The 13,062-nt window shown below is 38.5% G+C and carries 10 protein-coding genes; 7 read left to right on the top strand and 3 right to left on the bottom strand.

Annotation, left to right across the window (positions count from 1 at the left end; translation table 11 throughout):
- Positions 1-162 precede the first annotated feature (162 nt).
- The gene (locus ABD772_RS15315; RefSeq protein WP_345106330.1) at positions 163-609 is read left to right on the top strand and encodes a PepSY-like domain-containing protein; all 447 of its coding nucleotides are present in this window, start codon (positions 163-165) and stop codon (positions 607-609) included.
- Between the two features lie 163 nt (positions 610-772).
- A complete protein-coding gene (locus ABD772_RS15320; protein WP_345106333.1) occupies positions 773-3,256 on the top strand; it encodes a TonB-dependent receptor in 2,484 nt (827 codons plus the stop codon).
- Between the two features lie 125 nt (positions 3,257-3,381).
- Here ABD772_RS15320 and ABD772_RS15325 read toward each other — a convergent pair whose 3' ends face one another.
- Together ABD772_RS15325 and ABD772_RS15330 are read right to left on the bottom strand one after the other, a co-directional pair.
- Complete coding sequence (locus ABD772_RS15325; RefSeq protein WP_345106336.1) at positions 3,382-4,743, bottom strand: hypothetical protein; 1,362 nt, start codon at positions 4,741-4,743, stop codon at positions 3,382-3,384.
- Positions 4,744-5,133: 390 nt separating this feature from the next.
- Entirely contained in the window at positions 5,134-5,397 is a 264-nt protein-coding gene (locus ABD772_RS15330) for a hypothetical protein (RefSeq protein WP_345106338.1), read from the bottom strand.
- Positions 5,398-5,651: 254 nt separating this feature from the next.
- Here ABD772_RS15330 and ABD772_RS15335 point away from each other — a divergent pair, with 254 nt between their 5' ends.
- The 3 genes from ABD772_RS15335 (at position 5,652) to ABD772_RS15345 (ending at position 8,682) form a co-directional block, all read left to right on the top strand.
- A complete protein-coding gene (locus tag ABD772_RS15335; protein ID WP_345106341.1) occupies positions 5,652-5,819 on the top strand; it encodes a hypothetical protein in 168 nt (55 codons plus the stop codon).
- Positions 5,820-6,478: 659 nt separating this feature from the next.
- On the top strand, positions 6,479-7,291 hold the full coding sequence (locus tag ABD772_RS15340; protein ID WP_345106344.1) for a WecB/TagA/CpsF family glycosyltransferase: 813 nt from the start codon (positions 6,479-6,481) through the stop codon (positions 7,289-7,291).
- 11 nt (positions 7,292-7,302) lie between these two features.
- Positions 7,303-8,682: an undecaprenyl-phosphate glucose phosphotransferase gene (locus tag ABD772_RS15345; RefSeq protein WP_345106347.1), complete on the top strand. Its 1,380-nt coding sequence runs from the start codon at positions 7,303-7,305 to the stop codon at positions 8,680-8,682.
- Positions 8,683-8,706: 24 nt separating this feature from the next.
- On the opposite strand, the gene ABD772_RS15350 is transcribed toward ABD772_RS15345, so the two are convergent.
- Positions 8,707-9,054 (bottom strand): helix-turn-helix domain-containing protein, encoded by a 348-nt coding sequence (locus ABD772_RS15350; RefSeq protein WP_345106350.1) that lies wholly within the window; start codon positions 9,052-9,054, stop codon positions 8,707-8,709.
- Between the two features lie 303 nt (positions 9,055-9,357).
- Between ABD772_RS15350 and ABD772_RS15355 the strand changes: the two genes are divergently transcribed.
- Together ABD772_RS15355 and ABD772_RS15360 are read left to right on the top strand one after the other, a co-directional pair.
- The gene (locus tag ABD772_RS15355; RefSeq protein WP_345106352.1) at positions 9,358-11,178 is read left to right on the top strand and encodes an MBG domain-containing protein; all 1,821 of its coding nucleotides are present in this window, start codon (positions 9,358-9,360) and stop codon (positions 11,176-11,178) included.
- Positions 11,179-11,759: 581 nt separating this feature from the next.
- The gene (locus tag ABD772_RS15360; RefSeq protein ID WP_345106355.1) at positions 11,760-12,875 is read left to right on the top strand and encodes a right-handed parallel beta-helix repeat-containing protein; all 1,116 of its coding nucleotides are present in this window, start codon (positions 11,760-11,762) and stop codon (positions 12,873-12,875) included.
- Positions 12,876-13,062 lie beyond the last annotated feature (187 nt).

The following is a 13,062-nucleotide window of genomic DNA, read 5'->3' on the forward strand; positions in this document are numbered from 1 at the left end:
TGGTAATGTATTGGGCAGCGCGGTATTAGGTGCCGGTTGCTTTTGTGACGTTCATGCTAAATCACTGGTTTAAAATGAAAGTTCATTAATTCAGGATTTACATAGATTTTGTCCTAAATAAAATCAAAATCGCCATTTATGATTGTATAAAAAATTAATGTTATGAAAACAAGATCATTCGTCTACACAACGGCTGCAGCCATGTTAATAAGTACTGCGGCCCTTGCACAAAAAGTTAAAAGCAGCTTGGTTCCCTCAGCTGTGGCTTCTGCTCTTAAAAGTAAATATCCGCAAGCAGCAAATGTGACCTGGGAAAAAGAAAAAGGAAATTACGAAGCTAACTGGGGTGGCAAATCAGGAGAGGATATGTCCGTCGTATTCACACCAACCGGGGCTTTTGTAGAACAGGTAGAGGCGGTCAGCGCCACAGCTTTACCTGCTGCAGCGACTGCTTATTTGAAAAGCCACTATTCTGGGAAAAAAGTTAGTGAAGCTGGCAGGGTGGTTGATGCTGCCGGCAAAATCACCTTCGAGGCAGAAGTTAAAGGCGTAGTAGTTGTTTTTGACAAAAAAGGCAGCTTTGTCAAAGCCGGAAAAGAAAACGATTAATCCAAGCTAGAAACAAAGCCTGCAATTTGCAGGCTTTGTTGTTTTGCAGCTCCAGCAAATGCGGCAACTATGATCTATTTTCCATGTAACGTAATTGTTAATTATTTTTTGTGGCTTCCAAACTTTATCCAGAATTAGGCGACATTTTTGCTGCATGAAGCGAATGTTACGAAATTTATGTTTACTAGTCCTGTTTCTTGGTCTTTTAAGAACGGCTAGTGCGCAATCAGCTAAAGGAAAAATCACCGGGAAAGTGACAGATGCCGCTAATGGCTCGCCGGTGGACTATGCGACAATCAGTGTCTTTAAGCCGGGAAGCAACAGTCCTTTTAACGGCATCAGCTCTGACGTAAACGGCAATTTTAGCGTTAATGACATCCCGGATGGCGCTTATCGTGTAACTATAGATTTCCTGGGATATAAAAAGGACACGATTGAAAATGTTAACGTCAAAGGCGGAAATACGAAATTGGGTCTGATTAAACTTGCAGCCTTGCAAACCGCGCTAAAAGGGGTAACCGTAGTTTCTACAGCTCCCACTGTTGAAAATAAAATCGACAAAATGGTGTACAATGCCGCCAATGACCTGACAGCGCAGGGCGGTGTAGCCATCGATGTGCTCAAAAAAGTACCGCAGATAAGCGTGGATATCGACGGAAATGTAGAACTGCAAGGCAGCTCAGCAATTCGCTTTCTTATCAACGGCAAGCCTTCCAGTATATTTGGTGCAAGTTTGGCCGATGCACTGCAATCTATACCTGCGAGTCAGATTAAAAGCATAGAAGTAATTACCAGCCCAGGTGCGAAATACGATGCCTCAGGTACTGGTGGCATTATCAACATTGTTTTAAAAGACAACAAAGTCCAGGGTATGAATGGTTCTTTTAACTTGTCTGCCGGCACACGTCTGGAAAATGGTTCGATTAACTTGAATGTTAAAAAGAACAATTTCGGTGCTGGCTTATTTTTCAGCGGCAACGAACAGTTAAATACGCGAATGTACACCGCTAATAATCGGAGATCGTATAATAACAGCCGCGATACCATTACCACATTACTGCAAAACGGATATGGCGGATACAAACGCCTGGGATACGAGAGCGGGCTGAACTTCCAGTGGGATATAAGTAAACACGACAATATAATTGGCGCCGTTGGTTTGGATCGATTTAGCAATAGGGGCGACGGACGCACTGATCAGCAACAACAAACCCTATCGCCTGCAGGAGCGTTATTCAGCAATCTGCTTAGCCTTCGAAATTCGGTGAGTAATTCCAGCTCGACTTCTGCGGATTGGAGTCTTGACTATAAAAAGACATTTAAAAAAGATGGACAGGAATTAGAGGTGTTGTATACGTCAAGTTATGAAACCCACAGTTCTTACGCTACACAGGAGCAAAATTACTTGTCCAGTGGCAACCAGTCCCAAGGCGTTATTAGCAATAATCCAGGACATGACCACGAAACCGAAATCGCAGTTGATTACACTGATCCGGTTAGCGATAATTTTCAACTAGAAACCGGTGCGAAGGTTACGCTCGAATCTCTTAAAAATAATATTATCACTGATACCTTGCTCGGTAATGGCGCTTATGAAAATAACCCATTGCAAACTTATGGGTTTAACTATAGCAGAAAAGTTTACGCCGTCTATTTATCAGGAACTTTTAAACTACTTGATTTTTTTGATGGCAAAGCCGGTATGCGGTATGAGCGTACCGCTACGTGGGCAGACTTCCCTGGCACAAATATACCCGGTTACAATACCTGGGCCCCGTCATTTGTCCTTTCGCATAAGCTGGATAAGTCACAGTCTATCAAATTTGCATACTCGTACCGCATAGAAAGACCCGATTATGGCGATCTTAATCCATTTTATAATATCAGCGACCCTCATAATATCAGCACAGGCAACCCGAATTTGAAACCGGAGATTGGCCATAATTATGAGCTCGTTTATAATAAGTCATTTCAGGACGGCAGCAATTTCATGGCTTCAGCATTTTACCGCTACAACACTGATGACATGCAGGCATTCAGTACCTTTTATCCATCAATTAACATCGGAGGGACTGACTATACAAACGTGACCTTGACTCAGCGGTATAATATCGGCTCCCAGACTGGTGTTGGATTGAACTTGTTTGGTTCGGTACCTGCCGGGAAATTCGTTTTCCGGTCTAATGTACAGTTAGGAGAGCGCACAAATAGTACCCCTGGCTTAGCCAGTGTAACTGGTTTTGCTTACCGTCTAAACCTCAATGCCAGTTATAAGTTTCCCGGCGACTTAATGGCAGAAGTATTTGGTAATTATAACTCCAGTCAGAAGAACCTACAGGGCACTCGTCCCGGTTTCGGATTTTACAATATAGCATTGCGTAAGCAATTCCTTAATAAAAACGCAAGCATCGGGATAACTGCGGCAAACCCATTTGCCCAATACGTTAGTCAAACCACCACGACGCATGGCGCTAATTTTGAACAATCTAATCTCCGCCAAACACCTTATCGCTCCTTTGGGGTTACGCTGAGCTATAAGTTTGGTAAGTTGGAGTTTAAAAAGGAAGAAGATAATAAAGAAAATCAACAGATATTCCCCCTCAATAATGGTCAAAAAAAAGGGATTCGAAATACTGAATCTTACTAATGGCTAATGGAAAGCATGTATTCGTTTGACCAAAGCTTTTTCCAAAGTAGATACCCACTTCCTGAACATAAAAAGGGATGCCCATTTGGGCATCCCTTTTTATGTTGTTGCTAATTGAGCATTGTTTATTTCCAAGTGGCCCAGTTGCTTGATGCTGCCCAATTTGTTGATCCAATAGCCCCACGATAGGCTGTTTTTACAAAAAAGGCTGAAGAAAAATCTACACCTGTAAAATCGGCGCCTGTTAAGGCTGGGGATCCGCTGCCTGGTGTTAAATCAGGTACGGAATTATAGAGGTTTGTCAACTTAAAATCGACAGATGATATTAGTAATACATTTTTATTTACGCTGTTTGTTTCAAATGCTGCTAACTCAGGGTCTGGAATTACCGATGTGTTTGTATCATATGAAAATGTACGATCCGCACTATCAGACTGTACTAAGTTATACCTGAATTCGGCCCAGTCATTGTTTAATATCACTGGTCTTGTTCTTGGGCAAACCATAAAAGCCCCCTGGCTATATTCAGCAACGATTGAATTTCTAAAAGCCAGGCGTGTACCTTTACGCATGTAAACGCCCTGGTTAATATTTGTCTTGACTGATTCGATTCCTTGAGGACCAATGATTGTCATGTTAGAAATTACGGGGCGTGTAAGCGGTGTATTGGTAGTTGGTACTTCATCATTATAACTTTCAACCCCGTTAGCACGCAATGCTTGTGATGATGCCTGGGTGCGGTAAGCTATTAAGAATTGCAAATTTCCTTCATAGCCTAAGTCGAAATCAAAATCATCGTCACCATTATTAAAAGCTATCAGATGCGTTGCATTCACTGTACCGCCAACAAATTGAAAGCCATCATCGTTTGAATGTGTCACCATTACATTGTCAATGTGCGTCCCTGACCCAACACCTGCCAGGCACAAACCGCTGGCCTTATCTACAATCCACTCGTCCTCAGCCGGCGGATTTATACCACCGCTATATTCTATGCGCAGGTAATTAATAGATCCCGAGTTATCGGTTGACACAGTTCCGCCGTATTGCGTATCGTTAGATACCGATAAACCTTCCACATGGCCGGTTCCTACATTGGTAGGTGCATTCCCAAGTATTATTATTGCACCCCAATCTCCTTGTTTTTTATTGGTAGCTGCTGATGTAAATACAACCGGATTAGTGGCCGTACCGGCAATATTAATTTTTGAGCCTTGTGTAATTATCAATGCACTTTTATTATCAGCAAGGTCGTTTACCTGTGCAAAAACAGTAACACCGGCGGGTATAGTAAGTGTGGCATTGTTTTTAACAAATACTTTACCCTTTAAAAAGTAATTTTTGTTAGCACTTAATGTGGTATTAGTTGATATAGTTCCCTGCAATGTATCTAACTGAGTATCATTGCTGGTGTGGGGTAGGTTGTCTTTTTTACACGAAAAAAAGACAACAGCCGCGAAGATCGGAAGTAAAAAAGTAGTTTTCATAGCTGATTTGTTTTATAATGAAACTACTTTAAATGAAATTAGTTTTCACTCTGACTAAAAAAAAAAGATAAAATATATTACCATATGTAACTAAGCCTATACCTAAGTTTGAATTTATATTTTCTTTTAAGGTGCAAATAAAGTAACCAATAGTTAAATTTAACTACTGGCGTTTCAATGGCGCTGATATGGATAGTAGTATGTATTAATTGTAGCAACCAAGGTGGTATTTATCATAAATAAACCGGGCGGAGGAGTGGTATAAAAAACGACTATTCAATAAGATATATATACTTAACAGCCTTGGACAGATACCTATGCTTAAACGATATTAATACAATGTGCAAGAATAATACTTTTTAGTCCTGGTATTATTATACTGGTATTATATTAAATAGTCATAAAAAAACGATCTTTAGTAATCACCCTTGGCTCCATTCCTGCAGGTCTGTAAAGAAGGCAGTTATCTACTTGTATTTTAATCTCCAAGACAGGTTTCGAAATTAAAACTGTATGACAATCTTTACAGTGTATCGGCTCAGATAATACCCGCTCAAGCGGTTCCCAGATAGTGATATTTTTATTCAGCGCAAAAATTGAACTTTTGCATAATGGATTAAAACAATAACACTTTACAATTTCAACGTTTTCCATTTTTGTTAAGATGTTCTTTATAAATCTTAGTATCTGTTATTTAGCGTCGGGTAGTGGGATATAACCAATATTGGTAATGCCTTCATAACCTTAACCTACATTTCTGTATTAATAACCACAATAAGTGTCGTTAATAAAGACATGCGTTTACCTTTAAACAAAAAGTCTGCCGAACAAAGACAAAAAGATAAAATATCTTTTAAAAGATTTTTCCCGCATTTTAATTTTGCTGATATTTTAAATATATTGGTGGTATGTTAAAAGCAATAGGAAGAGCAGCATTATTAACCTTAATGCTTATAATAATAGGTTGGGCTTTATGGCTTCATACTATTATCGCTATTATTGTATTTAGCGTAATTGTAGTTTTTGGGTGGTTAACTTTTATGCTTTATATGGACCCGCCAGATGACTGGCATTAGCGTGCAGTCTAATTGAGAACTAATCCTATGTAAGTAAAAATAAAAATGTATAAATTTTTGCTAATCTGTATGTACGCAAAAATTAAAAAATGTATAAATTTTTGTAAATTCAAGCACACGCCGACCTAAATAACAGAAATCATTGTTAGATATATTGGTAATCTCTTCGTATTGCCAATCAATTAAACTTATTGAGTTGCAATACTCGCTTCCTTTAACTGCTCACTTATTTTTATCAGGTTCCAAATAATATACTATGAAATGTGAGTGTCTATTTTTGGAAAAATAATTAACTAAAAACTATACAAAATTACCCCACAGTAGTATTCTGCTGTCTGTTATAGTATGCGGTGTTTGCTCTTTTAGGTAATTCATTGGTTAATAATTTCTTTTTATTTAAGTTTAATACCCTTTGATTATAATTATTTATATAAAAAAGCGTTTGCGTTAAATTTTGGCGTGTTTATTGTAATTGCTACGGTAAGATGGAGTATAATTAAATAATAATTAAACAAAATTACCCAAATTGATTTTAATTTAATGTTTTGATTAAGTGTGTGAGGAAAATGTGTATTTTTAAATTAAACGCAAGAAAAATAGAAATAATTATTACCAAAAATTACTCTGTAGTTAACTAAGCTCACTAAAAAATTACAGAAATGTTCACTAGTACTTGCAATTGCCTGGGATACGAAATATTTGCAGACACCCTCGAAAAACTACCCACAAATTACCGGACCGTTATAAATACGATTAATCAGTATTCGTACTGCATGGCCGAACATGACAACCATTTTAAAGAGGCTTTAAAAAATTCGGATATTTTGTTGCCGGACGGCGTAGGTATTGTCGCCGCTGCGAAATTTCTGAAAGGCTCTCTGATTAAAAAGGTTTCAGGCGCAGATCTACATGACCATTTATTAAAAGATCTGAATGTTAAGGGTGGAACTTGCTTTTACCTTGGGTCATCAACAGCTACACTTGAAAAAATTGAAAAAAGGCTAAAGAAGGAGTATCCAAATATAAAAGGCCATTTTTACTCACCACCATTTAAAAAAGAATTCACACCTGAAGAAAATCAGGAAATGATTGACAGAGTGAATGAAGTAAATCCTGATGTATTATTTGTTGGGATGACTGCCCCAAAGCAAGAGAAATGGGCTATTGCTAACAAAGCCTTATTGAACGCAAAATATATTTGCTCCATAGGGGCTGTCTTTGATTTTTACGCGGGCACTGTTAAACGGCCAAATAAAGTTTGGATTAACCTTGGCCTGGAATGGATGGGCCGCATGGTAGCTGAACCAAGGAGGCTATATAAAAGATATATGGTTTATGGGCCGGTCTTCGCTTACAAGTTAGTTCAACAAAAATTCAAGACCGATAATACTGCGTCTACCGCCACTTTACGTCCTAATCCCTCAGTTATCACAATACCTTCACTAAGAAACGATAAATTCAACGCTGCTTAAATTATTCCGATATGAAACCGAAACACAACTCAACTAAGTTTTCTTTTTTATTTCCCGATCTTCTTGTTTTTAATATTATCCATTTTCTGTTAATAACCAATATTGGATTTATTGTAAATAGTCAGGCCCATTTTTATACGTTGTTAATTGTATTTAACAACATGGCTTGGCTTATCTGTTCTCATGTTGCCGGGATATATAAATATGATAAAATATACAAAGTATATGACTTACTTAAACAAACAACAATAACCTATGTGTTTTTTGCACTTATAACGTGGTTCTTCTTTGATCTGAATTTTTTTGCTGACACAATGAGCTTTATCGTATACGATGTGCTATGGTTCGGTGTTTTCCTGATTTTAAGCAGGGTGGGGATGGTAGGTATAGTTAAGTTTATTGACAGGACAGGCGTTTTCAGGAAACGGGTAGTTGTAATAGGGCAGGTGCAGCGTGCACTACCATTAATTGAACAATTAGAGGAAAAACAGATATTTTACGAGATCAAAGGTTTTTTCAATGATACCGAAAACGGGTTTAATAGCAAATATCCGCTATTGGGCAATATAGATGATTGCCTGGCGTATGCAAAAAATAATAACATTTCAGAAATATATTCAGTGATATCGCCAGATCACATGCCTGAACTATATCAATTAGCTGACGAGGCACAGAATAATTTTATAAAATTCAAATTTGTTCCTCAATTCAGGAACAATTCAAAATATAAATACACTTTTGAATTTGACGGTAATTTGCCTATTGTTTCACTTAAGCCTGAACCCTTGGCCGACATCTCAGGCCAACTTCAGAAACGTATTTTTGACGTTGTTTTCAGCTCTTTGGTAATAGTTTTTATTTTATCATGGCTTATACCAATTATTGCGATACTAATTAAGATGGAGTCTGATGGCCCGGTATTCTTTAAACAATTCCGTACAGGTAAGAACAATCGACCATTTTTATGCCTGAAATTTAGAAGTTTAAAGGTTAATGATATGGCAGATACTATGCAGGTAACTCAAAACGACTCAAGATATACAAAAATCGGGAAGTTTTTAAGGCGTACAAACCTTGATGAGTTACCACAGTTTTTTAACGTACTCGCAGGTGATATGTCGGTAGTTGGATCAAGGCCACATATGTTAAAACACACCGAAGATTACTCTCGCCTGCATGGTAGTTACATGCTACGTCACTCTATTAAACCGGGTCTTACCGGTTGGGCTCAGGTAAACGGTTACCGCGGCGAGATCAAAGTTGATGAGCAGTTAATTAAAAGGGTTGAACACGACCTTTGGTATATTGAAAACTGGAATTTTTGGCTTGATATGCAAATAGTGCTGCAAACTCTTTCGGCTACTTTTAAAGGCGACAAGAATGCTTATTGATAAAAAAACATACACAAGATGTAATTAACTGCTAATTACATCTTGTGTATGTTTATGTAATTGTTCATAAAGTGTAATAATGTATTCTTGTAAGTGGCTAATCTTTAAAGCCTGGGCAGCTATCGTATTCTTTGACTCTTGTAGTTCGTCCAGCAAAGTTTGACTTGGATTAGCTTGGTCTGAAATCAAATCAACTATAGGAACGTTAAAAACATCGGCAATTTGTTTTAACCTGGAGATATTCAAATCTGTAATATCTGATTCTATTTTAGAAAATGCCGGTACTGAAATGTTCAATAATTCAGCGATATCACTTTGAGACCAGCCCCGTTGTTGACGAAGTGCTTTTATCTTTTTACCAATTTCAAACATTGTATGTCTATCACTCATCCAGAGAGTGTATCTGTTTAATAGCTGTTAATTAAATATACTATCAAATCTAAAATAATTTTTTTAAAAAAACTTTAAAAAAATATCGTAACCAACCATCGGTTTAGCAAAATTAAATTGGAGTTAAAGGAAATATTCCTGAATGATCAAGCAATTAGCTTCATATTTAACGCTCAGTGGCCTATTGTATTATAAATGGGGCAATAAATTTGTTTTTAATCGTTGCCAACCTCAGCATAAACTTTTTTATTTTAGGGATGTTATCCTTGTACTACTGGCATGGATATGACAAAACATTTATTCCAACTTATAACCACCATAGCTATTTTAGTGATATTTCCTAACATGAGCGAAGCGGCCGCGGGTAGATTACCAGCTAAAGAACACAAACTCAAGCCGGTATTTTTCAAATCAGGGCAAATATCTTCTACCTCAAAAAATATCGTTTATGTTGCTTATGCAACACCTGTGATCAACGAAAATGGAGCGCCCAGTTCTATAACTACTACATATGGCGCGGCATCAGCAATGACCAGTTTTACCATATCTGGTAGTAATATGCAGGCTGGAATACAAGTTAATCCGCCCTCCGGGTTTGAGGTAAGTACAGATAAAACAACATTTTCAAGTACACTAACTGTTGGTAGCGCTGGTAATATTCCAAATACTACTATTTATATCAGATTAGCTGCAACAACGCCAGCCGGAAACTACGGGGGGGATATTGTGTTAACAAGCACAGGGGCAGCTAATGTGAATGTAGCTATTTCAAACAGTAGGGTAGACAGGGCCCCTTTAACTGTGACTGCAAGCAATGTTAGCAAATTGTATGGGGCTACTTTAGCCGGCAGCGCAGGGGCGAAAGCTTTCGTAGCAACTGGTTTGCAAAACGGAGAAACTATCGGCAGCGCAACAATAGGATATGGCACCGGCGCGCAACCAACAGACGCTGTTGGAACCTATTTATCGTGTGTAGCGATTGCTAATGCCACCGGGGGGACTTTTTTGGCTAACAATTATAATATAACATACGCGGGAGCAGATATTATTGTAAATCCGGCACCATTGATTATTACAGCTGATGATGTTACCAAAACTTATGGAAGTAATCTTACAGCAGGGTCTGGTTCTACCGCGTTTACAACAGTTGGATTGCAAAATGGGGAGACAGTAGGTACTGTAACCATTGGCTATGGCACAGGATCAGCAGCCACCGATGCGTCCGGAACATATATTGACTGCGTGACAATAGCTGCAGCAACAGGAGGGACTTTTACAAATCATAATTATGCTATTACCTATGTGCCGGGAAGAATTAAGGTGGTGCCGGCCGCGTTAACCATTACCGCTAATGATGTTACTAAAACGTATGGCGCTGTACTACAAGGCGGACCGGGATCTACCACCTTTACATCCACCGGTTTGCAAAATGGCGAGTCTATCAGTAGTGTATCAGTTGGTTACGGAACAGCGGGTGCCGCAAGTGCGCATGTTGGTACTTGCCGCGGTTGTGTAACTGTAGCGGGCGCGACAGGCGGAACTTTCAACCCTTTCAATTATAGTATTACTTATGCCCCGGGGAATATAATCGTGGCTCCGGCGCCGCTAACAATTATTGCCGATGATGAAATTAAACAGTACGGCGAACCAAACCCGATATTAACAGCCACCTATAATGGATTGGTAAATGGTGATACTCCTAAGCAATTGACCACCTTGCCTGTTATATCCACCACCGCCACAGACATATCAACACCTGGTAGTTACCCAATAACAGTATCCGGTGCTTTAAGTCCCGATTACACTATTACTTATGTACCGGGAACATTAGTAGTTATAAAATCTTATACAGTGCCCAACGCTTTCACCCCTAATGGCGACAGTATAAACGACACCTGGCACATAACATTCCTTGATTCATATAAAGATTGCACTGTTAGCGTATACAACCGTTTTGGACAAAATGTATTTTATGCAAATAGCTACGGCACGCCCTGGGATGGAACTTTCCACGGCTCTGCACTTCCGGCTGGTGTATACTATTATGTTATTGATTTAAAAAATATCAATAAACTATTATCCGGCTATGTTACCATTATCAGGTAAATTCTCCTGCATTAATTTGGTATAACTTTATTAAAGCCAACCCCCGGCTGTCGTTATTCCAAATACAATCCTCTTATTTGCATTTTATTTATTGAAAATATACAGCTATCAAGTTATTAATCTGGTTAAATTACAATAGCCGGATCACATCATAATCTTCAAATTTTTAATATTTAAAAGTTCTCCTTTAGTTAGGCGCTCTGCTGCGGATAGATTTCTTAATTATGAAGAAAATTGTAACAAAGTTACTGACTAATATATTGTACAGTAAAATTGGCACAGGCGTGCCAAAAAACGCGATTTCATATATAAAAACCATACCAAACTGATTTTTTACAGAGGCAAAGAAAAAATATATTTTTATTTTTAGTTAATATATAGTCGCTTTTTTATACTTTCGTTAAAAATATGGTTTTAAAACCTATAAATAATTAAAATAACCAAAGAGAAATTTTAATTAAAAAAAATATTTTTTTGAGAAAATATTTTGGTCGCACAATAAAAACATTTTAAAAACGCATTTTAATCCGTACACAGGATCGTGATAACTGTACAACAAACCATTAAATTAAACCACTGAAATGAAGTTAAAAAAATCTCCACTTGTAAAAAACTTAAGCTTGTCATGTATACTACTTTTGTCTGTAATGCTTGTGTTTTCTACCTCATCATGTACTAAAGAATCAATAACCCCTCCTGCTACAGCATCTAACACCGCCGGTACCTCGACCAAGAGCATGAGCATAACCGGAGCAACTGCTGCAACAACCGGCCTTACAGTTCCTTCTGCAGCAACACTTAATACTAATACATTTGCTTCCGCAACTTATACTCCAAGCGGTCCTGTTAAATATGATGGTGTTAACAACATTACCATTAGTGGATTATCAATAACAGCCGGTTCCGGACCAGCTATAAGCATAAGTAATGCTATTAATGTGCATATTACCTTATGCCGTTTAGTTAACGGAACAAACGTTGACGCAGTTGGTATTTATTTGTTTAAATGCACCAACGTAACCATAGATTTTTGTTACATCAATAACGTTTCAACCGGTGTTTATGCATCAACCAGTACTGGTGTATATGTAGCCAGCAACCAGATGTTAAACATGAGGGGCCCTGCACCGCGCGGCCAGTTTGTTCAATTTAACAATTGTTATGGCCCCGGAAATAAAATTTTGGGTAACAGATTTGAGAACGTTATGGGCCAAAGCAATCCCGAGGATGCCATTAACATTTATCGCAGTAATGGTGTATCCGGAAACCCAATTATGATCCAAGCCAATTGGATACGCGGTGGTGGCCCAAGCAAAAGCGGCGGCGGTATTGCCTTAGGCGATGATGGCGGCACTTACCAAACTGCATCTGATAACGTTTTGATTAACCCGGGTCAATACGGAATAGCAATAGCTTCAGGAACACAAATGTCAATTGTTAACAATCAAATTTACGGCGCACAAGCATGGTATACTAACGTGGGTATATTTGCCTGGAACCAATACGAATCAAGCGCGGGATGTTCAATTATAACTATCAGTAATAACCAGGTAAACTTTACAGCCGCTGGCGGATATCAGAATTCAAGCTGGAATGGCGGCAACTGCGGCACAATTAACGGATGGAACAACAATCGCTGGGGAACACCCGATGTTAATCCAACAGTTCTGCCATCAACTATGATTACCGCACAATAAGCACAGTAATTTTCCATAAAAAAAGGCAGCTAAAAATTTAGCTGCCTTTTTTTATGCCCCTGTCCCGTCCTGAAATAAGTTGACATCCAAGTTGACTTATTATGAAGAAACACTTAAAACGAGTTATCAGGCGCAGTCAGCGCGATTACAGTCTTGCCTTTAAGTTGCAGGTTGTGCAACAGGTAGA

It is taken from the genome of Mucilaginibacter panaciglaebae (assembly GCF_039539265.1).
GTDB lineage: Bacteria > Bacteroidota > Bacteroidia > Sphingobacteriales > Sphingobacteriaceae > Mucilaginibacter > Mucilaginibacter panaciglaebae.